This is a genomic window from Pseudomonas sp. SIMBA_068 (genome assembly GCF_046534705.1).
GTDB classification, from domain to species: Bacteria; Pseudomonadota; Gammaproteobacteria; order Pseudomonadales; family Pseudomonadaceae; genus Aquipseudomonas; species Aquipseudomonas putida.
Map to the genome: position 1 here is coordinate 1 of NZ_JAWRYI010000005.1, position 24,180 is coordinate 24,180.

Here is a 24,180-nt window from a genome sequence, read left to right on the forward strand (position 1 = left end):
AGATCAGGCCTAAAGCTGATCATGTCCATAGGTTGCGATTGTGGCTGTGGGATGTCCATAGCCCGTACTAACCTGTGCCCGCCGTCCTTGGGCAAGTCGGCGGGGGCCAGGTTCTGGGTTATGCGCCGCTGTGGATAGTTCAGCCCGGAGTTGACGATGGCACTGCGTACCCGGTCCTTGCTTTCCTTGACCGTGGTTTCTGGCAGGCCAACCAGGGTGAGATGAGGCAGGCCGTTGGCCAGGTGGGTTTCGACGCTGACCGAGGGTGCCTGCACGCCCACCTGGGCGCGGCTGTGGACGATGGCTAGGGACATGGTCGCTCCGTTGTCGCTGAAAAGGGCCGCTTCCTGCGGCTGGGTCAAGGATAGCGATGGTGGCCACGACAGGCGCAACAAGTGTGCGTCGTGGTTTTGCAGAGCAGGTTTTTTCCCTGTGTTTTCTTAAAAATCGGCAAAAAATGGATCCAATAATCTTTGCGCAGGTGCGTGGTATGGCTTAGTGTTGTTGGGCAAATGCCGTTGCCATGGGATGGCACAGCGTCTTCTTTCAAATGGACTTGAGGTATTGCGCCGTGCAAACGCTCACCCACACGCGCCAGGTTATCCGCGAACTGGTGCAGGCCAATTCATTCATTGAACTCACCTGCTTTTTCGACAGCCTTGAGGCGCAATGGCGCCAAGCCCCGCCGGGCGAGTTTCCGGCCTACCTTGTGGCCATCGAAGGGCACATGCTGGTCGAGCCGGAAAACCAGGGTGACAGGGCCCTGAGCCAAGTCATCAAAGCCTGGATTCACGCCTGCCCGAAGGCTTATCACCCACAGGTGGTAATGGGCATGCACTGCTTCCACCGGGCTTGCCAGGTGCAGGACGCTGGCCAGCGCAACGCTGCGCGCTTGCTGGCCGTCGAGCAAATATGTGAAACCGCGACCGCGCACCTGTTGTGTGCAATGGACCGCTGCGCACAACCCGTGGCAGCTGCCATTGGTATGCTGCGTATCAGTGCGCAGCTGCGCGAGCCTGGCTGGTTGATCGAACTGTTTCAGGGGCAGCCTGCGCGGTACAGGCCCAGCGCCCATGCCGATGTGGAAGTGCAGGAAGCCGCGGCGCCCTTACTGGTGAAGCATGGCTTGTTGCCCTTGGCCGAGCTGCCCCAAGCGTTGCCGGCGTGCCTGAGCAGGCGGGTCGATCACGAAAACGAAGCACCACGCTATTACTGGTTGCGCCATGCGCTGGTGGCACGCCCTGGTTGTTTTGAAGCGATCCAGGCCCACGCCGATTACCTGCTGCCCCGTTGGGGCGCCAGCTTCGATGCGTTAGACCTGTTGGCCAATGGGCCATTGTGCGAGGCGTGGGATGAAGCGTTGCGCAATGCGTTGCGCTGGATGGCCGTCGAAGACCGGCTGAAACTGCCACATACCGAACAGTTGCAGGCTGTCGCCGACTGGCAGCAACTGTTCGATGCCTGGTTGCAGCGCCCGCTAAGGCCAAGGGAAAGCGCCGTTGTGCTGGCTTGGCGAGGCGCGCTGCGTAGCAGTGCCTTGCAAGACCATGCCGGCGGTATGCGCGATTTCGCCGCGAGCTTGGCGTGTAACGCCGATCACGGTGCCATCGCTGCCATGGGCGAGCCATTTCGCTGCTTGGTCGGGCTGATACTTCGCGATGGCATGGCAGATGAACACCAACTGTTGCGCACCGCCATCGAGCGCCTGTGTGAAGGCCGCTCGCATGCTGGCGCCTGTGCAATGCGTGCTGCCGGGCATCGCTTCGGCCTATGGGGGCTGCCACGTTCGGCCGAGCAGGCCAGGCTATGGTCGCAGGTGGCGGTAACGCGCCAGCGCGCGGGCCAGGCGCCAGGCTTCGAGGTGCTTGCTGTGGCGCGGCTGCTGTGGGCGGCCAACCGGCATGAGGTGGCGTGTTACCTGTACGAGCGGTGTGCCGAGCTGAGCTTGCCGGGGGCTGCCCTTGGCCTGTACGAGCTGCACAGCGGCGGCCTGGGCAACACCCCGGCGGACTATCTGGATGACGAGGCGGCTGAGTATTGGCTGCAGCGTGCGGTAGAGGCGGGCAGCAGGCAGGCCAAGTACAACCTCGCCTGCCTGCGCATGGATGGCGATGAGGACTTGAATGATCGAAGTGCCATGCTGGCCGTCAGGCGCTTGCTGGTCGATGCGTTGGGTAATCCGCAGACCAATGCTCGCGCGCGCTTGCATCTGGGAATGCTGTTGCGCCAGTTTGGCGAAGCGCAGGAGCGATCCGAGGCGGTTGCCTACCTGTCGAGCCTGGTCGAGCACCCGGACGCGTGGATTGCCGGGCGCGCCAGTGCCGAACTGGGGTTGGCCTGGATGCAGGGGCGCGGCACCCGCAAGCAGAGCCGTTTTGCCGCTATCGAATGGGCCAACCGTGCGGCTGCCTTGCAGCCTGGGGATCCAGCCATCGAAGACATCCAGGCCGAGATCCTCAACTCGCACAACCGGGTGAAGACGCTGGTTACCCAGTGTGGTGCGACCTTGTTTCGCGGCACCTTGCATGCCAGCGAGTTGCCGCCGAAACAGGCAATCCTCGAGGCGGCCCGCATGGGGGCCTCGGCCTGACACCGTGGCACTGACCGCGACGGGCTGAACGTCGGTGACTTTGCCTTCAAAGCATTGCGTGCGCTGCCATTAGTGACAAAAGCGCCTTGTATCGCGAGTTATTCTTGCGCGCCGGGCGTCATGCGTGCTTCCAGCTCGGCAACTTGTTTTTCCAAGGCCTCCAGCCGAGCGCGGGTGCGCGCCAGCACGACCATCTGGCTGTCGAATTCGTCACGGCTGACCAGGTCCAGCTTGCTGAAGGCGCCTTGCATCAGCACCTTGAACTGGCTTTCCAGTTCTGCACGGGGCTGTGCAGTATCGCTGCTGAACAGGCGCGAGGCCTGGTCGCTCAGGGCATCGAGAAGGGCTTTGGGCGCAAGCATGGGGCTGTCCACTGAAACTGAGAAATGGCCGGCAGTGTAGCACGCACAAACCTGACGTTTGAGTGCACGTTTTTCGCGCAATGCGCCCTGCCGCTGCGCACCGAAACTGTGCATGTTTCCCATGCTGGCGACTGGCCAATCCCGACCCTTTCGCATAACTCGCTGTTTTCCGGTGATTTGCCGGAACTGGCAAGGTTTCTGCAAAGACCTGTACGAGCCATGCACTGATGCAGTTCCTTGTGACCAAGCAGTGCGCACGCGGAGCCGGATGCCGACGACGCGTTACAAAGCCAACCGCTGCGCTTAGACTTGAGACGGGTTTGTTTTCCTGGGGCAAGTCCACCAAATCGGGAGAGAGTTTCATGAAGCTAGTCACAGCCATCATCAAGCCGTTCAAGCTGGACGACGTGCGCGAGTCGCTGTCGGAAATCGGCGTGCAGGGCATCACCGTCACCGAAGTCAAAGGCTTCGGTCGGCAAAAGGGCCACACCGAGCTGTACCGAGGTGCTGAATATGTGGTCGATTTCCTGCCCAAGGTGAAGATCGATGTCGCCATCGATGACAAGGACCTTGATCGGGTAATCGAAGCCATCACCAAGGCAGCCAACACCGGCAAGATCGGTGACGGCAAGATTTTCGTGGTGAATCTGGAGCAGGCAATCCGCATCCGTACCGGCGAAACCGATACCGACGCGATCTAAGCAGCAATAAAGCCTCACCAAACCCAACGCCCCAGGAGAAAACAACATGACTCTGCGTAAGATCGCAGGGCTAGGAGCCCTATTGTCCCTCGTAATGCCCGGGCTTGCCCTGGCAGAGGAAGCTGCCCCAGCGCTGAACTCCGGCGACACCGCCTGGATGCTGACCGCAACGGCGCTGGTGCTGTTCATGACCATTCCGGGCCTGGCCCTGTTCTATGGCGGTATGGTGCGTTCCAAGAACGTGCTGTCGGTGATGATGCAGTGCTTTGCAATCACCGGCCTGATGAGCATTCTCTGGGTCGTCTACGGCTACAGCATGGCCTTCGATACCACCGGTATGGAAAAGGGCGTGCTCAACTTCAATTCCTTCGTCGGCGGCTTCTCCAAGGCCTTCCTCAGCGGCGTCACGCCCGAGAACCTGACGTCGGCCACCGCACTGTTCCCTGAAGCGGTCTTCATCACCTTCCAGATGACCTTCGCCATCATCACCCCGGCACTGATCGTGGGTGCTTTCGCCGAGCGCATGAAGTTCTCCGCGATGCTGGTGTTCATGGGCATCTGGTTCACCCTGGTGTATGCGCCGATCGCGCACATGGTGTGGAGCGGTGACGGTGCACTGATGTGGGACTGGGGCGTACTGGACTTCGCTGGCGGCACCGTGGTGCACATCAACGCGGGTATCGCAGGCCTGGTCTGCTGCCTGGTGCTGGGCAAGCGCAAGGGCTACCCGACCACCCCGATGGCCCCGCACAACCTTGGCTATACCCTGATGGGCGCCGCCATGCTGTGGATCGGCTGGTTCGGCTTCAACGCAGGCTCCGCCGCTGCCGCCAACGGCACCGCTGGCATGGCCATGCTGGTCACCCAGATCGCCACCGCTGCTGCTGCACTGGGCTGGATGTTCGCCGAGTGGATCGGTCACGGCAAACCCAGCGCCCTGGGCATCGCTTCGGGCGTGGTTGCCGGCCTGGTTGCCATTACCCCGGCTGCAGGTACCGTGGGCCCGATGGGCGCCCTGGTGATCGGCTTGGCTTCGGGTGTGATCTGCTACTTCTGCGCCACCACCCTCAAGCGCAGGCTCGGCTATGACGACTCGCTGGATGCCTTCGGCGTGCACGGCATCGGCGGCATCATCGGTGCCATCCTTACCGGTGTGTTCGCAGCCCCGGCGCTGGGCGGCTTCGGTACCGTCACCGATATCGGCATGCAGGTCTGGATCCAGGCCAAGGGCGTGATCTTTACCGTGGTCTACACCGCCATCGTCACCTACGTGATCCTCAAGGTGCTGGATGTGGTGATGGGCCTGCGGGTCAACGAAGAAGAAGAGTCGGTCGGCCTCGACCTGGCTCAGCACAACGAACGCGGCTACAACCTGTAACTGCGACGCGGTAAAAACTTGCCCGGCTTGCCGGGCATTTTTTTGCCAGATTTTCAGCATTTCGCGCTTGGCAAACGGTTTATCCGTCACGTTCGCGACGTAGGTAAAAAACTTACAAGTCGTAGGGCGTTTATGGTGCTTTGCTTTTTCCACGGGCGCGCTAGAATGCGCGCCGAAGGGTGTTTGACGTGTAGTCCACACACTTCGCCAGCCTTTGCTAGGCTTGCCAATAGCGTGTGGCCAGCAGGGGCTAGATGGATTTGTCAGGTCCTGCCAGGAGCAGGGCCTGCTGGGTGCCGCCTCCCATCAGGAGCGCCGACCCAAGGGCAGTGGCCTAACCCACGGCCAGTTGAATTTTCACTGGTGGCTGCCGGTCTACGGCTGCACTGGTCTATAACTAACCTGCTTTTCGCAAGTCATGAGGTAGAACATGAGCGACGACGATCTGGAAAACGACGACCTCGAAGTAGGCGATGAAGACGAGGCTGATGAAGGCCTCGAAGCGGCGGCTGACGACGGCGTTGAAGACGCTGGCGATGACGACAGCAGCCCGGCACCTGCTGCCAAGGGCAAATCCAAGGCGGCTGTCTCGGTAGACGAGATGCCGAGCATGGAAGCCAAGCAGAAGGAGCGTGATGCACTGGCCAAGGCGATGGAAGAATTCCTTTCGCGCGGTGGCAAGGTGCAGGAAGTCGAGGCCAACGTGGTCGCCGACCCGCCCAAGAAGCCGGACAACAAATACGGCAGCCGCCCTATCTGAGTGGCTGAACGCAAAAAAGCCCGCCGTCGCTGCGGGCTTTTTTGTGGGCGTTTGCCGATATCTTTTCATTGCCAGTGAGATCGAGCGCAGCTCGCGATGCGCCGCGCGGGCGGCGCTCGATATACGCACCAAGGCAAATTTCGAGGCGGTCTTTTGTCAGCGCCAGCGCGAAAGGACGTCGGGCAGCTGCGAAAGGCGCTGGATCTCGGCATCCGGTGCCTGCTCACCCGTCCACGCCTTGCCCTGGGGGTTGAACCAGACGGCCCGTAGCCCGGCGCGCTGGGCGCCTGCGATGTCATCGCCGGGGTGGTCGCCGATGTGAACGGCGGCGCTGGCGTCCGCCTCGCCGCGGCGCAGGGCTTCCAGGAACGGTGCCGGGTCCGGCTTGCCGATGCCGAGGTCTTCGGCGCACAGGGCAAAGCGAAAGTAGTCCGCCAGCCCCAGCCGGCTCACATCGGCATTGCCGTTGGTGACCACGCCCAGGGTGTAGTGATGGCGCAAGATCTCCAGCACCGGCTGCACCTCGGGGAAGATCTCCACCTGGTGGCGAGCGTGCAGGAACACTTCAAAGCCTTCGTTGGCAAGCGACTGCGCTTGCTTTTCGCTGTAGCCGACCTCTTCCAGGGCATGGAACAGCACCCGTCGGCGCAGGGCGCTGATGCGGTGCTTGAGGCCGGGCTCGGCCTGCACCAGGCGCTCGCGGATGGCGAACAGGTGCTCCACCGGCACGCCGCCCAGGATCGGGGCGTTGGCTTCGAGCCAGTCGCGCAGCACGACTTCGGCGCTGGCGATGACCGGCGCGGTGTCCCACAGGGTGTCGTCGAGGTCGAATGTGATCAGCTTGATGCTCATGAGTCTGTGCCTTTGCTGCGTTTGGCCCGAGGGTGGGCGCTGTCGTACACCGCGGCCAGGTGCTGGAAGTCCAGGTGGGTGTAGATCTGCGTGGTACTGATGTCGGCATGGCCGAGCATCTCTTGCACCGCCCGCAGGTCCTGGGACGATTCCAGCACATGGCTGGCGAAGGAATGGCGAAGCATGTGCGGGTGCAGGTGCTGGCCCAGCTCGCGCTCACCCGCCTTCTTCACCCGTTGCTGCACAGCCCGTGGCGTGATGCGGTTGCCCTGGCGGGTGATGAACACTGCGCGGTCACGCGGGTTGCCGATGCCGCGCAGGCGGTACCAGGCCTGCAGCGCCTCGCGGGCCTTGCGGCCAACCGGCAGGACGCGGGCCTTGCCACCCTTGCCCAGCACCTGCACCAGGCCGGCGGCGAGGTCGATGTGATCGAGGTCGAGGTTGGTCAGCTCGGACAGGCGCAGGCCGGACGAATAAAAGAGCTCAAGAATGGCCTGGTCACGGCGGGCGATGAAGTCGTCGTCGACGCCGCCATCAAGCAGCTGCAGGGCGCGGTCGGTGTCCAGCACCTTGGGCAGCCGGCGCTCACCCTTGGGCGCGCTCAGGCCGGTGGCCGGGTCGTGCTGGCACAGGCCTTCGCGGTTGAGGTAGCGGTACAGGCCGCGCACCGCCGACAGCAGCCGGGCCAGGCTGCGTGAAGACTGACCGTGGTGGTGCAGGCGGGCGATCAGCTGGCGCAGTTGCTGGATCTGCAGCGCCTGCCAACCGGCAATGCCGTGTTCCTTGCAGTAGCCGATGACCTTGTCCAGATCGCGCCGGTAGCCCACCAACGTATGCTCCGACACCTGGCGCTCGTTGCGCAGGTGTGCGCAATAAGCCTCCAGCTGGCGTTCCATCAGCGTACCGAGCGCAGGGTCTGGGTAACGCGCGGTACAACGCGGCCGAGCACTTCGGCGATGTAGCCGAGGAACAGGGTGCCGACGCTGCTCTTGTAGTGTTGCGGGTCGCGGCTGCCGATCGCCAGCACCCCGTGCAGCCCCTGGTATTCGAGGGTGGCCACGGCGCTGGAACCCACCTCCCGGCGCTGTTCTTCACCGAACAGGAACGCCAGCTCGTGTTCACGCAGGTTGCCACTGACCGTCTTGCCGCCGCCCAGCAGGGCACCGATGGCCTGTTGCGCCTCGGCGTTGCTGACCCAGCGCCCGACCGGCGCAACGTTGTCGCCGAACAGGATGAGGCTGACGAAGGGCACCTGGAATTCCTGGCGCAGGCTGTCTTCGACCGCCATCACAACTTCTTCCAGGGTACCGGCGTCGAGCAGGTCGAGGATCAGCCGTCGGGTCTTGTCGAACAGCCGGTCGTTGTCGCGGGCCACGTCCATCAGTTGCGACAGGCGATGGCGCATCTCGATGTTGCGGTCACGCAGCAGCTTGAGCTGGCGTTCCACCAACGACACGCTGTCGCCACGCTGGTGCGGGATGTGCTGTTCGATCAGCAGCTCGTCGTGCTCGGCGAAGAAGGTGGGGTGGGCGCGCAGGTAGGCGACCACCGCTTCGGCATCGAGCTCGGCGGACTGCTGGGGTACAACCTTGGGCTGATCGGTCATGGCGGTTACTCGCTTAGAGACGAACCTGTCCTTCGTAGACGCGCACGGCAGGGCCGGTCATCAACACGGGCTTGCCGGGGCCGGCCCATTCGATGTGCAGGCGGCCACCGGGCAGGTCGAGGGACACCGGGGAATCCATCCAGCCTTGGCTGATCGCTGCCACGGCCGCGGCGCAAGCGCCGGTGCCGCAGGCCTGGGTTTCGCCCGCGCCGCGTTCCCACACGCGCAGGTTGGCGCGGTGGCGGTCGATGACCTGGAGGAAGCCGGCATTCACCCGCTGCGGGAAGCGTGGGTGGTTTTCGATCTTCGGGCCCAGCTCATGCACGGGGGCAGTATGCACGTCGTCGACGCGCAGCACGGCATGCGGGTTCCCCATGGACACGGCGGCAATCGAATGCAGCTGGCCGTCGACTTCCAGTGGGTAGTTCAGCGCCTGCTCGTCAGCGACAAAGGGGATTTCGGCAGGAATGAACCGCGGTGGGCCCATGTCGACACTCACCTGGCCGTCGTTCTGCACGTCCAGCACGATGATGCCGCTTTTGGTTTCCACGCGGATACGCTTTTTCGCGGTCAGGCGCTTGTCCAGCACGAAACGGGCGAAGCAGCGCGCACCGTTGCCGCACTGCTCCACTTCAGAGCCGTCGGCGTTGAAGATGCGGTAGCGGAAGTCCACTTCCGGGTTGTTCGGCGCCTCGACGATCAGCAACTGGTCGAAGCCGATGCCGGTATGGCGGTCACCCCATTGCTTGGCGTGCTTTGGCTGGATATGCGCGTGCTGGCTGACCAGGTCGAGGACCATGAAGTCGTTGCCCAGGCCGTGCATCTTGGTAAAACGCAGCAGCATGGGCTTACTCCGGCAGCAGGCTTTCGCCAGCGTACAGTTCGGCGATGGTCTCGCGGCGGCGTACTTCGAACGCCTGGTCGCCGTCGACCAGGATTTCAGCGCAACGGCCACGGGTGTTGTAGTTGGAGCTCATGACAAAACCATAGGCGCCCGCGGACTGCACGGCCAGCAGGTCGCCTTCGGCCAGGTTCAACACGCGGTCCTTGCCGAGGAAGTCGCCGGTCTCGCAGATCGGGCCGACCAGGTCGTAGGCACGGCCTTCGCCTTCGCGTGGGATGACCGCGCTGACACCCATCCAGGCCTGGTAAAGGGCCGGGCGAATCAGGTCGTTCATTGCCGCATCGATGATGGCGAAGTCCTTGTGTTCGGTGTGCTTGAGGTATTCCACGCGGGTGAGCAGCACGCCGGCGTTGGCCACGATGTAGCGGCCCGGCTCGAACACCAGGGCCAGGTCGCGCTTGCCTACGCGTTCGCGAATAGCCTTGATGTAGTCGGCCACCAGCGGTGGCTCTTCGTCGCGGTAGCGCACGCCAACGCCGCCACCCAGGTCCAGGTGGCGCAGGTGGATGCCGCAGTCGGCGAGGCGATCGACCAGGTCCAGCAGGCGGTCGAGGGCATCGAGGAACGGTTCCACGGTGGTCAGCTGCGAGCCGATGTGGCAGTCGACGCCGACCACTTCCAGGTTCGGAAGCTGCGCAGCACGCACGTAGATGGCCTCGGCGTCGGCGATGGCGATGCCGAACTTGTTTTCTTTAAGGCCGGTGGAAATGTACGGGTGGGTTCCTGCGTCAACGTCCGGGTTGACCCGCAGCGACACCGGGGCAACCTTGCCCATCTCGGCCGCCACGACTTGCAGGCGCTCCAGCTCGTCGGTGGACTCGACGTTGAAGCAGTGCACACCCACTTCCAGGGCGCGGCGCATGTCTTCGCGGGTTTTGCCGACGCCGGAGAACACCACGCGGTCGGCGCGCCCGCCAGAAGCCAGCACGCGCTCCAGCTCACCGCCGGAGACAATGTCGAAACCTGCGCCCAGGCGCGCCAGCACGTTCAGCACGCCAAGGTTGGAGTTGGCCTTGACCGCGAAGCACACCAGGTGCTCGGTGCCTTGCAGGGCGTCGGCGTAGCTGCGGTACTGGGCCTCGATGTGGGCGCGCGAATACACATAGGTGGGGGTGCCGAAACGTTCGGCGACGGCCGACAGGGCCACCCCTTCCGCGAACAGCTGACCGTCGCGGTAGTTGAAAGCGTTCATCTGGTTTCCTTACTGCGCAGGCGACTGCTCGGGCTCGGACTGCAGCTCGGGCTGCTGCGCTGGCGCCGGGGCCGCGGCCGGCTTGGCTTTGGGCTGGTGCTGGTGCGACTTGTGCGCTTTGCCGTTATCGCCGTCTTCAGGCAGGTACAGCGGGCCTTTCTGGCCGCAGGCCGAAACGAGGCAGGCAACAGCGACCAGCGCCGCGAAGGAGGAAATCAGGCGCTTCATGGGTGAAATCCTTAGAAAAATGCAGTATTGCGCCCGAGTATACCGAGCGACCGGCGGCTTGCCTATGCAAGGGCCGGTCCGCCGGGCGGGCGATTCTTGCCGCCTGCAATGGCTAAACTTTGCATTCGGCGCCAAGCGCCCGTATCTTGCCCGGCTTGCCTGTAACGCAGCCAATTTCGAGGTTCCTGCAATGAGTTTGAGTGAAGCGCGTTTCCATGATCTGGTCGACGCGACCCAACAGGCGTTGGAAGACCTGTTCGACGAGAGCGGCTTGGACCTGGACATGGAGAACTCCGCCGGTGTTCTCACCGTCAAGTTCGAAGGTGGCGCCCAGCTGATCTTCAGCCGCCAGGAACCGCTGCGCCAACTGTGGCTGGCCGACCGTTCGGGTGGTTTCCACTTCGACTACGACGAAGAGAGCAAGAAGTGGGTGTGCGAGAAGAGCGACGAACTGCTGGGCGAAATGCTCGAACGCATCGTCTGGGAGCGGGCTGGCGAGAAGCTGGACTTCGACGAGATCTGACATGAGCAGCGTCCAGGCCCGGCCACCCAAGCCGCTCTACAGCAACGTCAGCCCCGCCGTGCCATCGCCGTGCATCAGCGTTTGCCGGCTGGACGAGCAGCGGGTGTGCACCGGCTGCCAGCGGCATGTGGAGCACATTCGCGAATGGCGTTCAGCCGATGACGAACGGCGTCGGCAGATCTGCCGCGAGGCCCAGGCCCTGCGCGACCAAGCTAAGGCACACTGCTAGCAGGGGCTTGAGTATTTGCCCGGCTGTGGTAGTGTCGGGTTCTGCGTCGGTGACGCCAAAGCCTTCACAAACCCCGCCCTTGGGCGGGGTTTTGCTTTATCTGCACGACGAAAATCGCCTGTTCAAAGGAGTCTGACTGGATCATGAGCACCAAGCCTTCCCTCATCCTCACCCGATTGGACGTACAGCGTCTGGAGCGTCTTATCGACAGCCTCGACGAGAGTACGCCGGGTGTGCTCGCCCTGCAGGACGAGCTGGACCGCGCCGAGCAGGTGGTCGGTCACGAGGACGTGCCAGCGGGCGTGGTGACCATGAACTCGCGCGTGCACTGCCGTGAGGAAGCCAGCGGCAAGGACTACCACCTGACGTTGGTCTATCCGAAGGACGCAGGGCCGGAAGGCAATGTCTCGGTCCTGGCACCGATCGGTTGCGCTTTGCTGGGGCTGTCGGTGGGCGAGCAGATCGACTGGCCGGCACCGGGTGGCAAGACCCTCAAGCTGAAGCTGCTGGAAGTGGAATACCAGCCAGAAGCGGCGGGCGATTACGACCTGTAAGGGTCAAGGGGGCCGCACAGCGGCCCTCGGTCATTCCCCCAGCACCTGCTCCAACCCCTCATTCAACGCCTGCTCCAGCACCCGCTTGTAGCTCAGGTACACCTGCGTCGCGCCCAGCCGGTCATCCAGCAGCTCGGACAAATCCAGGTCGGTGATGTAGCACCGGTACTGTCCGGCACCGCGCCGTTGCCCGATGATCTGCCTGGCCACCACTGCATACAGCTGACCACCATGCTCCAGCTCGGAAAACTCTTGCTGGTCGCAGTACAGCGTCACATGCGCCGCACCCGCCACTCCGGCCTGGATGATGGCCTGCACCGCATAGTAAGGCTGGCCGCTGCCTTCGACCGGAGCCTGGCGCGCCTCGATGCTGCGCGCCTTGCCAGCGCCGGAAGGCAACAGTTGCGCGTAGTGGATGTCCAGCGAGGCAGCGCGCTGGGTATCCAGCGGCAGCCGGGCATCACGGCGCATCACCACTGATCGCAGGAAGCGTTGCAGTGGCAGCAGCAGGTGGGCTTCGTCATGCAGGGGAAGGCGCTGCTGCCACAGGGCATTGTATTCATCCAGCACATACAACTCGGCCCAGCCACCCTGCAGGCGGTAGAACACCTGGATGCAAGCCGGGCGGCCCTGTTCCAGCACCAGGCGCAAGTCGTGGTCCAGCAGTGCGTTGCTATCCAGGTACAGCGGGCTGTAGGCGCTACGCTCCTCGCCCAGGTGGGCCAGCAGTGCTTCGTGCTCGGCCAGGGTGGCCAGGCCGACATGCCCGGCCAACAGCTCCAGCACATGGGTGTGTTGGGCCACCTGTAGCAGGTAGCGGTGGTTCAAGCCTTGGTCCAGCAGCAGCTGCACCGTGTCGAAAATTTCCTCCACGCGCTGGCCGATGGCCTGCGCGCGGCTCTGGCAAAAACAGCGCACTCGTACCCGTGGCCGGTGGCCGCGCAGCACCGGGCTGTTGAGGAAGTCCCGCAGGCAGCGCACCAGCGCGTGCTCACCGTCGTAGCGCTGGACCAGCACTTCGTTCCAACTGTTCAGGGTGACCTGGTCCAGGGTCAGCACCAGGTTTTCGCGCACGCCTGCGTAGCTCAACGAATCGGTACGCTCGGTGGTCATCAGGATGTTCAGGTCGCGGTGATGGCGCAGCGGGTCGATGGCGACATTGACCAGCAACAGCACCTCGTCGGCAACGCTGGGCTGCAGCAGGCGCACTTCGCTGACGATTGGCAAGGGCAGGGGAATGCTTTGCTGCAGGCAACCCATCAGGTTGAACAGCTCGAACTCGCTGAGGTCGCTGACGCCCGGGTGCAGCGCCAGGCGCGTGCTGCTGTCGATCACGCCGTTGCGGTGGGCCCAGGCCAGCAGTTCAAGCAGCTCGCGGCAGCGTTTGATCGGGCTGAAGTGCTCCACCTCGTTGGTACTCAGGTTGCCGCTGTACAGCTCCCAGTGGTAGCTGCCTGGCTCCTTGCGGTTGGGCGCCTGGACCAGGGTCAGGGTGCCTTCGGCCAGGTCCGGGGCGATGCCGGGGTTGATTACCTCGACCTTGCCGGCGCGGCGCTCGAAGGCCGCATACAGGCGCCGGCCCAGCACATTGAGGTCGCGCTGGTCGGCGCGGCTGCTGGCGTTCTGGGTGCTGGCAAACTGGCTGAGGAAGCGGTAGCTATGGTTCAGCTCGGCCACCAGTTCGCGGCGCTCGACAGCGACTTGCTGCACTTTCCATTGGCTGCGGCTGTCCAGCAGGGCCAGCTGACGCTCGTCCCAGCCCCACTCGTCTGCCAGGCGCTGCAACAGCCGGCGCTGCCAGCCATTGGCGCGGCCCTGGTCGCTGAGCTTCTTGTTCACCTTCAGGTACAGGCTGCGCCTTACCAGCTCCAGGCGCGCGGGCTCGCCACGTTGCAGCAGGTAACGTTCGATGCGTCGGTACACCATCACATACGGGTCCAGCTCGTCGAGGTCGAGCTGGTTGGCGAACACCGCCTGCTTGTAGTCCAGGCTCAGGCAGCGCACGGTGGGGTGTTCGCTGGCGTAGGCCTCGGTCAGCAGCAGCTTGAGTAGCGACTTGTAGGGCGAATCGATGCCCTTGAACAGTTGCCACAGGCCGGCACCGACGAACTCGCCGGGCGGAACGTGCGCCAGGTTGCCCAGGTCGAGGGCGTCCTGGCTGTGGATGAAGCGCTTGGTCAGCAGGGTCTGGGTGTAGGCGTGGTAATTGTGTTCCTGGTAGATGGGTACCAGCCACCACAGCGGTGTACGCCCTGCCAGCCATAGGGTAGTGCGATAGAACTCGTCCAGCAGCAGGTAGTGTTGGGTGGTGCCGCAGTCGTCGGAGCCCAGCTGGCCATCGCGTTGGCCCTGGGCAAAGCCTTGCGTGTCGATCAGGAAGAAATGCGCCTCGGCGCCCAGGCTTGCCGCCCAATCCTCCAGCAATTGGCACTTGCGGCGCAGTTCTCCCAGCAAGTGCTCGGGCAAGCCGGGCGCATGGCACACCCACAGGTCCATGTCGCTGTGCTCGGCCTGGGCCAGTGAGCCCAGGCTGCCCATCAGGTAGAGGCCATGGATCGGCCGTGGCGGGTTGCCATGGCGGGCCTTGTAGGTGAACGAGCGGGCCAGGCGCTGGGCCTCGACCACCAGCTCGGCACCTGGCTCGTAGCCCGACACGCCAGCCGGTGTGCTACCCGAGACGTAGCCCGGCAACAGCGGATGGTTTACGTGAAACAGCAGCGGCAGTAGCGTCAGTACCTGTTGCTGGCGTGTCGACAGGCCTTCCATTGCCCGCTGCAGCCTCCCCTGGTTCAGCTGCAGGAAACGCGCACGCAATGTCGCCAGGACTTTGCGATCAATGCCTTCGTCCAGGTCAGGGCGGATTTCGTGAGGGTGGTTCATTGTGCGCTCGGGTAGGCCAGTAAAGCTGTGGCGAGTGTAGCCTGAGTGGTGGGGCCGGATAAGCGCTAATTGGGATTTTGGCGCCATTTTTCCAGCGCGCGCCTGCTCCAGCTTTTGCTGCGCTTCAGGCATGATGGGCGCACTGATTTCATGTAGAGAAATTCCGATGCGTGTATGGATCGATGCCGACGCCTGCCCCAAGGCGGCCAAGGATCTGATCGTCAAGTTCGCCCTCAAGCGCAAGTTCGAAGTGGTGATGGTGGCGGGCCAGGCCGTGGCCAAACCAGCGTTCGCGATCGTGCGCCTGATCGTGGTACCCAGCGGCATGGACGCAGCCGACGACTACCTGGTCGAACACGCCGTGCCCGGTGAGTTGGTGATCTGCAGTGATGTGCCGCTGGCTGACCGCCTGGTTAAAAAGGGCGTGACCGTGCTGGACCCGCGCGGGCGTGAGTTCGACGAGCGCAACATGGGCGACCGCCTGGCGGCGCGCAACCTGTTCACCGAGTTGCGTGAGCAGGGCCAGGTGGGGGGAGGGCAGGCGGCTTATGGTGAACGTGAAAAGCAGGCGTTCGCCAATGCGCTGGACCGGATCATTGCCCGGCTGAGTAAAACCTGATGCGGGGCTGCTTTGCAGCCCCAAAGGCTTACTGGTCACCCTCGTGCGTGAGTTCCAGGATTCGGTCCACCAGCTTGTAGATCCCGCCCGCCGCTTCGCTGATCGACTTGGCTTCCATGTAAGCCGGGGTAGTCACAAGCTTGCGCTGGGTGTCTTCGACAATGTCGTGCACATCGCACTCTTCATGGGTGCCGCCCATCTTCTCGACAGCCGCCGCAGTGCCTGCGTCGCTACCGATGGTGCAGACCACGCCCGGCCCGTAGATCTTCGCGGCCAGTGCCGGCGAAATGCAGATCAGGCCAACCGGCTTGCAGGCGTCGGCAAAGGCTTCGGCCAGGGCCAGCACGTCCGGGTTGACGCTGCAGTTGGCGCCTTCCACGGCGAAGTTGGACAGGTTTTTCGCCGCCCCGAAGCCGCCTGGCACGATCAGCGCATCGAAGTCTTCAGCCTTGGCTTCGCGGATGTCCTTGACCTCGCCGCGGGCAATGCGCGCCGACTCCACCAGGACATTGCGCGACTCGGGCATTTCTTCGCCGGTCAGATGGTTGATGACATGCATCTGCGTAATGTTCGGCGCGAAGCACTGCACCTGCGCACCGCGCTGGTCGAGGCGCAGCAGGGTGATCACGCTTTCGTGGATTTCGGCGCCGTCATACACGCCACAGCCGGAAAGAATCACCGCTACTTTTTTTGTCATGCTCATTACTCCAGTGTCGAGGCGCTAAATGTCCTCTAGTTTGGCAGATGTCGCCATAGGGGTTGCCGCAGGTGCGGCCTAATCTTGATGGATACCGCCTGAGGCCGTACCCATGGACCTGATATTGCTGGCCGTGCCGTTCTTCTTCGTGCTCATCGCCCTGGAGCTGGTGGCCGACCGTGTGCGTGGCCAGCGCAACTTTACCCTGGCCGATTCGATCAACAGCCTGAGTACCGGCGTGCTGTCGACCAGCACCGGGTTGCTGACCAAAGGCGCAGGGCTGGTGACCTATGCCCTGGCGTTCGAGCACCTGGCACTTTTGCGCCTGCCGCCCGAAGCCTGGTGGGTATGGCTGCTGGCCTTTGTCCTGTACGACTTCTGCTACTACTGGCTGCACCGACTGGGCCATGAACGCAACGTGCTGTGGGCCGCGCATTCGGTGCATCACCAAAGCGAGGAATACAACCTCACCACCGCGTTGCGCCAGACCAGTAGCGGGTTCATCTTCTCGTGGATCTTCTACCTGCCGCTGGCACTGCTGGGCGTGCCGCCACTGGTGTTCATCACCGTGGCATCGCTCAACCTGCTGTACCAGTTCTGGGTGCATACCCGGCACATTCCCAAGCTTGGCTGGCTTGAGTGGGTGTTGATCACGCCATCCAACCATCGCGTCCACCATGCGCAAAACCCTGTTTACTTGGATCGCAACTACGGCGGTGTGTTCATTCTCTGGGACCGTCTGTTCGGCACCTTCAAAGAGGAGGACCCGGCCGAGCCTGTGGTGTTCGGGGTAACCACGCCGCTGGCCAGCTGGAACCCTCTGTGGGCCAACCTGCAGTTCTATGCCCAGCTCTGGCATGACGCCCGGCGCACTGCCAGCCTGTGGGACAAGCTGCGCATCTGGTTCATGCCCACTGGCTGGCGCCCGGCCGATGTGGCCGCACGTTACCCACAGGCCAAGCAGGACCTGACGCTTTTTCGCAAGTTCGAGGTTGCCCTGGGCCGCCCGCAACAAGCCTACGTGGCGACGCAGTTCGTGGTTTATGTGGCCTTGGGCAGCTACCTGATGGACGTAGCCGAACGCCTGCCGGCCGCCGCGCTGGTGCTCGGCTGGTCGCTCATGGCGTTTGGTCTGTTCGTGCTGGGCGGGTTGCTGGAGAACCGGCCCTGGGCTGCACGCCTGGAACTGGCGCGGCTTGTGGTGAATGCGCCGGCGCTGTACCTGGCCGGCGCACTGGGCCTAGCGGTGGTCGCGCCGCTGGCCTGGTTCCTGCTCGTGGTCTATAGCCTTCTCAGCCTGTGGGGCCTGGGCCTGGTCCGCCGCCTTGCGCTCCGCGCGCAAGGCGCGGAAACGCCGGCGCAGCCACAACAGGACGCCCAGCCCCACCAGGCCTCCAAGTACCCATAGCTCGTAACGCTTCACGTTGCCCAGCAGGCCTTCGAGAATGGCGCCGAAGTGGTACGCAGCCGCGCCCAGGGCTATTGCCCAGATGGCCGCGCCAAGGCCGTTGAGCAGCAGGTAGCGGCGCGGCGGGTAGCCCGACAGGCCAATGGCCACCGGCATGACCGTACGCAGGCCATAAACGAAGCGGAAGCTCAGCACCCAGATGTCGGGGTGGCGGCGGATGTGGTCCAGCGCCCGGTCACCCATCGCTTGCCAGCGTGGTTTGCGCGCCAGGATCCTGCGCCCGTGGCGGCGGCCCATAAAGTACCACAGCTGGTCGCCGGCATAGCTGCCGAAAAACGCCACCAGGCACACCAGCTTGATGTCCATGTACCCACGGAATGCAAGGAAACCCGCAAGCACCAGGATGGTCTCGCCTTCGAAGAAGGTGCCTAGAAAAAGGGCAAAGTAGCCGAAATCCTGCAGGAATTGTTGAAGCATTTTCTGAGGTGCTGGCGAAATGAACGCGCAGCCTACCCCTTCGCGCGCATTCGTGAAAGTGTCCAAATGTGTCTCGACGTGAACAATTCCTACACAGACAATGCCAGAGGCCACGCGCCATGGCTTGCCCTGGTGTGTAACACAGGCGTCATAATGGGCGCTTATCTTGCCGCTCAATTGATGATAGGGCGTTAACGTCCTCAGGAACGCCAGATGAATAATGAAGTGCTCACCCCTGTCGCGATCAAGGATGCCCAGGAGCTCCCGGAAGAGTTGGTGCAGACCCCGCCAGACCTGCCGCCGGCGCCCGAACCGGAGCCTGTAGAGGAACAGGTCGCCGAGCCTGTGGCCGCGGCGCCCGCGCCCGCGCCGGCCCCGGCAATCACCGTCCCCGGCCTGGACGACAGCAGCCTGTACATTCATCGCGAACTCTCGCAGCTGCAGTTCAACATCCGCGTGCTGGAACAGGCCCTGGACGAGAACTACCCACTGCTCGAACGCCTCAAGTTCCTGTTGATCTTCTCCAGCAACCTCGACGAGTTCTTCGAGATCCGCGTCGCCGGCCTGAAGAAGCAGATCAACTTCGCCCGTGAACAGGCCGGTGCCGACGGCCTGCAGCCGCACCAGGCGCTGGCGCGTATCAGTGAGCTGGTGCACATCGAGGTAGAGCGCCAGTACGCGATCCTCAACGACGTGCTGCTGCCGGAGCTGGAAAAGCACCAGATCCGCTTTATCCGCCGCCGTTACTGGACGCCCAAGCTCAAGACCTGGGTGCGCCGCTATTTCCGCGACGAAATCGCCCCGATCATCACCCCGATCGGCCTCGATCCGACCCACCCGTTCCCACTGCTGGTGAACAAGAGCCTCAACTTCATCGTCGAGCTGGAGGGGGTCGATGCCTTCGGCCGCGACTCGGGCCTGGCGATCATCCCGGCCCCGCGCCTGCTGCCCCGGGTTATCCGCGTGCCTGAAGAGGTGGGCGGCCCAGGTGCCAACTACGTGTTCCTGTCGTCGATGATCCACGCGCACGCCGACGACCTGTTCCAGGGCATGAAGGTGAAGGGCTGCTACCAGTTCCGCCTGACCCGTAACGCCGACCTGGCGCTGGACTCCGAAGAAGTCGACGACCTGGCCCGCGCCCTGCGCGGCGAGCTGTTCTCGCGCCGTTACGGCGACGCCGTGCGCCTGGAGGTGGCCGACACCTGCCCGAAACACCTGTCGGACTACCTGCTCAAGCAGTTCAGCCTCAGCGAAAGCGAGCTGTACCAGGTCAATGGCCCGGTCAACCTCACCCGCCTGTTCAGCATTACCGGCCTGGACAGCCACCCGGAGCTTCAGTACACGCCGTTCACCCCGGCGATCCCCAAGCTGCTGGTGAACGCCGACAACATTTTCAGCGTGATCAGCAAGCAGGACATACTGCTGATGCACCCCTTCGAGTCCTTTACCCCGGTGGTCGACCTGCTGCGCCAGGCCGCCAAGGACCCGCACGTGCTCGCCGTGCGCCAGACCCTGTACCGGTCCGGGGCCAACTCGGAAATTGTCGATGCCCTGGTGGACGCTGCGCGTAACGGCAAGGAGGTCACCGCGGTGATCGAACTGCGCGCGCGCTTCGACGAAGAGTCCAACCTGCAGATGGCCAGCCGCCTGCAAGCGGCCGGTGCGGTGGTGATCTACGGCGTGGTCGGTTTCAAGACCCACGCCAAGATGATGTTGATCCTGCGTCGCGAGCAGGGCGAGATCGTGCGTTATGCGCACCTGGGCACCGGTAACTACCACGCCGGCAATGCCCGCCTGTACACCGACTACAGCCTGCTGACCTCAGACGACGCCCTCACCGAGGACGTCGGCAAGCTGTTCAGCCAGCTCATCGGCATGGGCAAGACGCTGCGCATGAAAAAGCTGCTGCACGCGCCGTTCACCCTGAAGAAGGGCATGCTCGACATGATTGCGCGCGAAACCCAGTTTGCCCTCGAAGGCAAGCCGGCGCACATCATTGCCAAGTTCAACTCGCTGACCGACGCCAAGGTCATCAAGGCGCTGTACAAGGCCAGCCAGTCGGGTGTGAAGATCGACCTGGTGGTGCGTGGCATGTGCTGCCTGCGCCCAGGCATTCCGGGGGTTTCACACAATATCCAGGTGCGCTCGATCATCGGCCGCTTCCTTGAGCACACGCGGGTGTTCTACTTCCTCAATGGCGGCGAAGAGCAGATCTACCTGTCCAGTGCCGACTGGATGGAGCGCAACCTCGACAAGCGCGTCGAGACCTGCTTCCCGGTGGAAGGCAAGAAGCTGTTGCTGCGGGTGAAGAAGGAGCTGGAAGGCTACCTGACCGACAACACCCACGCCTGGACCTTGCAGCCAGACGGGCGCTACGTGCGCATCACCCCGACCGGCAACCAGAACCCGCGCAGTGCCCAGGCGACCCTGCTGGAGCGCCTGAGCAACCCGGTCCTCAACGTACGCTGAGGACGAAGCCGACCCGGGCCAGCCACTCCGCCTCGTTGGCGAAGTCGGCCTGGGTCAGCTGGTTCTGTTCCAGCCAGCCTTCAGGGAAGGCCACATCCAGGCTTGCATCGCCAGCGTTGAGCACCACCTTCGGCATCTGCTGGTTGCCACGGATGTGGTGAAACAGAATGGCGAAGCGCAGCAGCACGCACAGGCGCAGCAGCTTGATGCCTTCATCACCCAGCTCGGCGAACTTGTCCTTGGGGATGTTGCGGCGGTGGCCGCGTACCAGCAAGGCCATCATCTGCTGGTCCTCGCGGGAGAAGCCCGAAAGGTCGGAGTGCTCGATCAGGTAGGCGCCGTGCTTGTGGTAGTGATAGTGGGCGATATCGAGGCCTACTTCGTGCACTTTCGCGGCCCAGCCCAGCAGATCGCGCCAATTCCCGTCTTTCAGCCCCCACGCATCAGCCACTTGGTCGAAGGCATGCAGTGCCTTGCGTTCCACGCGCGCAGCCTGGCCCTGGTCCACGTGGTAACGCTCCATCAACGAGTTGAGGGTGCGTTCGCGCACGTCTTCATGGTGGTGGCGGCCGAGCAGGTCGAACAGCACACCTTCGCGCAGGGCGCCGTCACAGTGGTCCATGCGCTGCAGTTCCAGCGCGTCGAAAATCGCTTCGAGAATGGCCATGCCCGCCGGGAAGATCGTGCGGCGGTCCGGCTTGATGCCGTCGAAGTCGATCTTGTCGACTTCCCCCAGCTTGAACAGCTTGCGCTTGACCCAGGCCAGGCCCTCGGCGTTGACCTCACCATTGCCCAGGCCACCGGCCTTGATGGCGGCGCCGATGGCGCGGATGGTGCCGGACGAGCCGATGGCCTCGTCCCAGGTCAGGCGATGCAGGGCATGCTCGATGCTCATCAGTTCCAGGCGCGCGGCCGTGTAGGCCTGGGCGTAGCGGGCCGGGGTGATCTTGCCGTCGCGGAAGTAGCGCTGGGTGAAGCTGACGCAGCCCATCTGCAGGCTTTCGCGCAGCAGCGGCTCGAAGCGCTGGCCGATGATGAACTCGGTACTGCCGCCGCCGATGTCCGCCACCAGGCGCTTGCCGGGGGTGTCGGCCAGGGTGTGCGACACACCCAGGTAGATCAGGCGCGCCTCTTCACGGCCGGAGATGACCTCCACCGGGTGGCCGAGGATGGCTTCGGCGCGCTGGATGAATTCGGTACGGTTGCGCGCTTCGCGCAAGGCGTTGGTACCGACGATACGCACGGAGCCTGCGGGCATGCCGTTGATCAGCTGCGAAAAGCGCTTGAGGCAATCCAGGCCTCGTTCCATTGCCTCTTCACTGAGTTTGCGTTCTTCGTCGATGCCGGCGGCAAGCTGAACCTTCTCGCCGAGCCGCTCGAGAATGCGGATTTCGGTATGGTGGGCCTTGGCCACGACCATGTGAAAACTGTTGGAGCCAAGGTCGATGGCGGCGATCAGGGACAGGTTCTTCGCGATGGTATGCGGCATGATCTGGTTGTTCTCGGTCGTTAACCCGGCAATCGTGCCACGATAGCAGGCTGACGCCAACGCGTGACACGCAGCCGATATGCTCGCCTTGATGCAAGGCAATGTGCCATTCGATTCTATGACGGCTGTATGACAGTTTCGATTCGCGGCGTCTTGCACAACTATAGTTACAGTCAATCGTCCGTGGCTTCCTGTCGGCGGCGGGGGCGGCTATGATGGGCAACGTTTTTTATTGCTTACGACCTTGGAGATTTCCATGAGCGACAAAATCAAACACGTCACCGACGCCAGCTTCGAAGCCGACGTACTGCAGGCTCAAGGCCCGGTGCTGGTCGACTACTGGGCTGAATGGTGCGGCCCATGCAAGATGATCGCTCCGGTTCTGGACGATATCGCTGCTACCTACGAGGGCAAGCTGACCGTCGCCAAGCTGAATATCGACGAGAACCAGGAAACCCCGGCCAAGCACGGCGTGCGTGGTATCCCGACGCTGATGCTGTTCAAGAACGGTAACGTCGAAGCCACCAAGGTTGGCGCGCTTTCCAAGTCGCAGCTGGCCGCGTTCCTCGACGCCCACCTGTGATGTGAAAAAAGCCCCGCAAATGCGGGGTTTTTCTTTTCCAGAGCACTAGACGCAGAAAAAAGCAAGTGTTACATTCGGCCTCGCACTGCTTTTCCAGTGCCCTCTACACGCCGTCGCCGAAGCATCCCTAATTCGAATCAGTACGCGATCCTGTCGCCATCTAGCGGCGCGGCCTCATTAAGCCAGAAGCTTAATTCTCCCTTCTTACATGATTACGTCACTCCCCTTATGAACCTGACTGAACTCAAGCAAAAGCCGATTACCGATCTTTTGGAAATGGCCGAACAGATGGGCATCGAGAACATGGCCCGTTCGCGCAAACAGGACGTGATCTTCGCCCTGCTGAAGAAGCACGCGAAGAGCGGCGAAGAGATTTCGGGTGACGGCGTGCTGGAGATTCTCCAGGATGGTTTCGGTTTCCTGCGCTCGGCTGATGCGTCCTACCTGGCCGGCCCGGACGATATCTACGTCTCGCCCAGCCAGATCCGCCGTTTCAACCTGCGTACCGGCGACACCATCGTCGGCAAGATCCGCCCGCCGAAGGAAGGGGAGCGTTACTTCGCTCTGCTGAAGGTTGATACCATCAACTTCGACCGTCCGGAAAACGCGAAGAACAAGATCCTGTTCGAAAACCTGACGCCGCTGTTCCCGAACAAGCGCCTGAAGATGGAAGCCGGTAACGGCTCCACCGAAGACCTGACCGGTCGCGTCATCGACCTGTGCGCCCCGATCGGCAAAGGCCAGCGTGGCCTGATCGTCGCCCCGCCAAAAGCGGGCAAGACCATCATGCTTCAGAACATCGCGGCCAACATCACCCGTAACAATCCCGAGTGCCACTTGATCGTGCTGCTGATCGACGAGCGCCCGGAAGAAGTGACCGAAATGCAGCGCACCGTGCGCGGCGAAGTGGTTGCTTCCACCTTCGACGAGCCGCCAACCCGCCACGTGCAGGTTGCCGAAATGGTGATCGAGAAGGCCAAGCGCCTGGTCGAGCACAAGAAGGACGTGGTCATCCTGCTGGACTCCATCACCCGTCTGGCGCGTGCCTACAACACCGTGATCCCGAGCTCGGGCAAGGTGCTGACCGGTGGTGTCGACGCCCACGCCCTGGAGAAGCCGAAGCGCTTCTTTGGCGCCGCGCGTAACATCGAGGAAGGCGGTTCGCTGACCATCATCGCCACCGCGCTGGTCGAAACCGGCTCGAAGATGGACGAAGTGATCTACGAAGAGTTCAAGGGCACCGGCAACATGGAGCTGCCGCTGGACCGCCGCATCGCCGAGAAGCGCGTGTTCCCGGCCATCAACATCAACCGTTCCGGTACCCGCCGCGAAGAGCTGCTGACTGCCGACGACGAACTGCAGCGCATGTGGATTTTGCGCAAGCTGCTGCACCCGATGGACGAAATCGCTGCCATCGAGTTCCTGGTCGACAAGCTCAAGCAGACCAAGACCAACGACGAGTTCTTCTTGTCGATGAAGCGCAAGTAAGCTTCGCCAGCAGGAATCGATTGGGGCTGCTTCGCAGCCCATCGCGGCACAAGGCCGCTCCTACAGGATTACGCACTACCTGTAGGAGCGGCCTTGTGCCGCGATGGGGCGCGAAGCGGCCCCAAGTCATTTTTGGCCATTAGGTGCCGAACGGCGCTACACTCTGCACCCCGACCGATACGGCCAACACG

General features: G+C 63.0%; 23 protein-coding genes and 1 pseudogene. 12 read left to right on the forward strand and 12 right to left on the reverse strand.

The annotated features are described in order from the left end of the window. Positions 1-314: magnesium chelatase domain-containing protein (locus tag SB756_RS13505; protein ID WP_410910969.1), on the reverse strand; the 314-nt coding region annotated here is incomplete at its 3' end. Positions 315-571: 257 nt separating this feature from the next. Between SB756_RS13505 and SB756_RS13510 the strand changes: the two genes are divergently transcribed. Beyond that, on the forward strand, positions 572-2,590 hold the full coding sequence (locus SB756_RS13510) for a DUF4034 domain-containing protein (protein WP_410910970.1): 2,019 nt from the start codon (positions 572-574) through the stop codon (positions 2,588-2,590). Positions 2,591-2,688: 98 nt separating this feature from the next. Here SB756_RS13510 and SB756_RS13515 read toward each other — a convergent pair whose 3' ends face one another. Next, positions 2,689-2,952, reverse strand: coding sequence for an accessory factor UbiK family protein (locus SB756_RS13515; protein ID WP_049273661.1), 264 nt, complete (start codon positions 2,950-2,952; stop codon positions 2,689-2,691). 362 nt (positions 2,953-3,314) lie between these two features. On the opposite strand from SB756_RS13515, the gene glnK reads away from it, so the two are divergent. From glnK to sutA, 3 genes are all read left to right on the forward strand, one after another. Further along, complete coding sequence (gene glnK, locus SB756_RS13520; protein ID WP_002555808.1) at positions 3,315-3,653, forward strand: P-II family nitrogen regulator; 339 nt, start codon at positions 3,315-3,317, stop codon at positions 3,651-3,653. Positions 3,654-3,699: 46 nt separating this feature from the next. After that, complete coding sequence (locus tag SB756_RS13525; RefSeq protein WP_016502193.1) at positions 3,700-5,031, forward strand: ammonium transporter; 1,332 nt, start codon at positions 3,700-3,702, stop codon at positions 5,029-5,031. A 430-nt stretch (positions 5,032-5,461) separates the two neighbouring features. Next, positions 5,462-5,791, forward strand: coding sequence for a transcriptional regulator SutA (sutA, locus tag SB756_RS13530; protein WP_019473552.1), 330 nt, complete (start codon positions 5,462-5,464; stop codon positions 5,789-5,791). 156 nt (positions 5,792-5,947) lie between these two features. On the opposite strand, the gene SB756_RS13535 is transcribed toward sutA, so the two are convergent. The 6 genes from SB756_RS13535 to lptM are packed head-to-tail and all read right to left on the reverse strand — an operon-like array spanning position 5,948 to position 10,573. After that, positions 5,948-6,643 carry an HAD family hydrolase gene (locus SB756_RS13535; RefSeq protein WP_197864492.1) on the reverse strand — a complete coding sequence of 232 codons (696 nt, stop codon included), beginning with the start codon at positions 6,641-6,643 and terminating at the stop codon, positions 5,948-5,950. Further along, positions 6,640-7,539, reverse strand: a complete 900-nt coding sequence (gene xerC / locus SB756_RS13540) for a tyrosine recombinase XerC (protein ID WP_019473713.1) — start codon at positions 7,537-7,539, stop codon at positions 6,640-6,642. Before xerC ends, SB756_RS13535 begins: the two co-directional genes overlap by 4 nt. After that, positions 7,539-8,249, reverse strand: coding sequence for a DUF484 family protein (locus SB756_RS13545; protein WP_049273680.1), 711 nt, complete (start codon positions 8,247-8,249; stop codon positions 7,539-7,541). Before SB756_RS13545 ends, xerC begins: the two co-directional genes overlap by 1 nt. A 13-nt stretch (positions 8,250-8,262) precedes the next feature. After that, the gene (gene dapF / locus SB756_RS13550; protein WP_016502188.1) at positions 8,263-9,093 is read right to left on the reverse strand and encodes a diaminopimelate epimerase; all 831 of its coding nucleotides are present in this window, start codon (positions 9,091-9,093) and stop codon (positions 8,263-8,265) included. A gap of 4 nt (positions 9,094-9,097) precedes the next feature. Then, complete coding sequence (lysA, locus tag SB756_RS13555) at positions 9,098-10,345, reverse strand: diaminopimelate decarboxylase (RefSeq protein WP_410910971.1); 1,248 nt, start codon at positions 10,343-10,345, stop codon at positions 9,098-9,100. Between the two features lie 9 nt (positions 10,346-10,354). Further along, complete coding sequence (gene lptM, locus SB756_RS13560) at positions 10,355-10,573, reverse strand: LPS translocon maturation chaperone LptM (RefSeq protein ID WP_341797088.1); 219 nt, start codon at positions 10,571-10,573, stop codon at positions 10,355-10,357. A 190-nt stretch (positions 10,574-10,763) separates the two neighbouring features. Here lptM and cyaY point away from each other — a divergent pair, with 190 nt between their 5' ends. The 3 genes from cyaY (at position 10,764) to rnk (ending at position 11,879) form a co-directional block, all read left to right on the forward strand. Beyond that, a complete protein-coding gene (gene cyaY, locus SB756_RS13565; protein ID WP_341797087.1) occupies positions 10,764-11,096 on the forward strand; it encodes an iron donor protein CyaY in 333 nt (110 codons plus the stop codon). Position 11,097: 1 nt separating this feature from the next. Beyond that, entirely contained in the window at positions 11,098-11,325 is a 228-nt protein-coding gene (locus SB756_RS13570; RefSeq protein ID WP_341797086.1) for a DUF1289 domain-containing protein, read from the forward strand. A gap of 143 nt (positions 11,326-11,468) precedes the next feature. Further along, a complete protein-coding gene (gene rnk / locus SB756_RS13575) occupies positions 11,469-11,879 on the forward strand; it encodes a nucleoside diphosphate kinase regulator (protein ID WP_016502183.1) in 411 nt (136 codons plus the stop codon). A gap of 30 nt (positions 11,880-11,909) precedes the next feature. Here the strand turns inward: rnk and SB756_RS13580 are convergent, their stop codons facing one another. After that, positions 11,910-14,759, reverse strand: coding sequence for a class I adenylate cyclase (locus SB756_RS13580; RefSeq protein ID WP_410910972.1), 2,850 nt, complete (start codon positions 14,757-14,759; stop codon positions 11,910-11,912). Between the two features lie 166 nt (positions 14,760-14,925). Here SB756_RS13580 and SB756_RS13585 point away from each other — a divergent pair, with 166 nt between their 5' ends. Beyond that, complete coding sequence (locus tag SB756_RS13585; RefSeq protein ID WP_019473824.1) at positions 14,926-15,378, forward strand: YaiI/YqxD family protein; 453 nt, start codon at positions 14,926-14,928, stop codon at positions 15,376-15,378. A gap of 28 nt (positions 15,379-15,406) precedes the next feature. Here SB756_RS13585 and elbB read toward each other — a convergent pair whose 3' ends face one another. Further along, entirely contained in the window at positions 15,407-16,075 is a 669-nt protein-coding gene (gene elbB / locus SB756_RS13590; RefSeq protein ID WP_341797083.1) for an isoprenoid biosynthesis glyoxalase ElbB, read from the reverse strand. A gap of 112 nt (positions 16,076-16,187) precedes the next feature. On the opposite strand from elbB, the pseudogene SB756_RS13595 reads away from it, so the two are divergent. After that, positions 16,188-16,814 (forward strand): annotated as a pseudogene (locus SB756_RS13595) (sterol desaturase family protein); the annotation flags it as partial. 501 nt (positions 16,815-17,315) lie between these two features. Here SB756_RS13595 and SB756_RS13600 read toward each other — a convergent pair. Next, on the reverse strand, positions 17,316-17,960 hold the full coding sequence (locus SB756_RS13600) for a DedA family protein (RefSeq protein ID WP_341797082.1): 645 nt from the start codon (positions 17,958-17,960) through the stop codon (positions 17,316-17,318). A 213-nt stretch (positions 17,961-18,173) separates the two neighbouring features. Here SB756_RS13600 and ppk1 point away from each other — a divergent pair, with 213 nt between their 5' ends. Then, positions 18,174-20,429, forward strand: a complete 2,256-nt coding sequence (gene ppk1, locus SB756_RS13605) for a polyphosphate kinase 1 (RefSeq protein ID WP_049275804.1) — start codon at positions 18,174-18,176, stop codon at positions 20,427-20,429. Here ppk1 and ppx read toward each other — a convergent pair. Then, positions 20,416-21,918: an exopolyphosphatase gene (gene ppx, locus SB756_RS13610; protein ID WP_410910973.1), complete on the reverse strand. Its 1,503-nt coding sequence runs from the start codon at positions 21,916-21,918 to the stop codon at positions 20,416-20,418. The genes ppk1 and ppx overlap by 14 nt on opposite strands. A gap of 256 nt (positions 21,919-22,174) precedes the next feature. Here ppx and trxA point away from each other — a divergent pair, with 256 nt between their 5' ends. Both trxA and rho read left to right on the forward strand, forming a co-directional pair. Continuing rightward, positions 22,175-22,501, forward strand: a complete 327-nt coding sequence (trxA, locus tag SB756_RS13615; protein WP_012274768.1) for a thioredoxin TrxA — start codon at positions 22,175-22,177, stop codon at positions 22,499-22,501. Between the two features lie 228 nt (positions 22,502-22,729). After that, the gene (rho, locus tag SB756_RS13620) at positions 22,730-23,989 is read left to right on the forward strand and encodes a transcription termination factor Rho (protein WP_003253661.1); all 1,260 of its coding nucleotides are present in this window, start codon (positions 22,730-22,732) and stop codon (positions 23,987-23,989) included. The last annotated feature ends 191 nt before the right edge of the window (positions 23,990-24,180 follow it).

Coding starts and splice junctions, on each gene's coding strand:
- SB756_RS13580 (WP_410910972.1), bottom strand. CDS start 14,759: ATGAACCACCCTCACGAAATCCGCCCTGACCTGGACGAAGGCATTGAT.
- lptM (WP_341797088.1), bottom strand. CDS start 10,573: ATGAAGCGCCTGATTTCCTCCTTCGCGGCGCTGGTCGCTGTTGCCTGC.
- SB756_RS13600 (WP_341797082.1), bottom strand. CDS start 17,960: ATGCTTCAACAATTCCTGCAGGATTTCGGCTACTTTGCCCTTTTTCTA.
- SB756_RS13535 (WP_197864492.1), bottom strand. CDS start 6,643: ATGAGCATCAAGCTGATCACATTCGACCTCGACGACACCCTGTGGGAC.
- SB756_RS13545 (WP_049273680.1), bottom strand. CDS start 8,249: ATGACCGATCAGCCCAAGGTTGTACCCCAGCAGTCCGCCGAGCTCGAT.
- xerC (WP_019473713.1), bottom strand. CDS start 7,539: ATGGAACGCCAGCTGGAGGCTTATTGCGCACACCTGCGCAACGAGCGC.
- SB756_RS13515 (WP_049273661.1), bottom strand. CDS start 2,952: ATGCTTGCGCCCAAAGCCCTTCTCGATGCCCTGAGCGACCAGGCCTCG.
- SB756_RS13570 (WP_341797086.1), top strand. CDS start 11,098: ATGAGCAGCGTCCAGGCCCGGCCACCCAAGCCGCTCTACAGCAACGTC.
- ppx (WP_410910973.1), bottom strand. CDS start 21,918: ATGCCGCATACCATCGCGAAGAACCTGTCCCTGATCGCCGCCATCGAC.
- rnk (WP_016502183.1), top strand. CDS start 11,469: ATGAGCACCAAGCCTTCCCTCATCCTCACCCGATTGGACGTACAGCGT.
- ppk1 (WP_049275804.1), top strand. CDS start 18,174: ATGAATAATGAAGTGCTCACCCCTGTCGCGATCAAGGATGCCCAGGAG.
- trxA (WP_012274768.1), top strand. CDS start 22,175: ATGAGCGACAAAATCAAACACGTCACCGACGCCAGCTTCGAAGCCGAC.
- SB756_RS13585 (WP_019473824.1), top strand. CDS start 14,926: ATGCGTGTATGGATCGATGCCGACGCCTGCCCCAAGGCGGCCAAGGAT.
- lysA (WP_410910971.1), bottom strand. CDS start 10,345: ATGAACGCTTTCAACTACCGCGACGGTCAGCTGTTCGCGGAAGGGGTG.
- sutA (WP_019473552.1), top strand. CDS start 5,462: ATGAGCGACGACGATCTGGAAAACGACGACCTCGAAGTAGGCGATGAA.
- rho (WP_003253661.1), top strand. CDS start 22,730: ATGAACCTGACTGAACTCAAGCAAAAGCCGATTACCGATCTTTTGGAA.
- elbB (WP_341797083.1), bottom strand. CDS start 16,075: ATGACAAAAAAAGTAGCGGTGATTCTTTCCGGCTGTGGCGTGTATGAC.
- dapF (WP_016502188.1), bottom strand. CDS start 9,093: ATGCTGCTGCGTTTTACCAAGATGCACGGCCTGGGCAACGACTTCATG.
- cyaY (WP_341797087.1), top strand. CDS start 10,764: ATGAGTTTGAGTGAAGCGCGTTTCCATGATCTGGTCGACGCGACCCAA.
- glnK (WP_002555808.1), top strand. CDS start 3,315: ATGAAGCTAGTCACAGCCATCATCAAGCCGTTCAAGCTGGACGACGTG.
- SB756_RS13525 (WP_016502193.1), top strand. CDS start 3,700: ATGACTCTGCGTAAGATCGCAGGGCTAGGAGCCCTATTGTCCCTCGTA.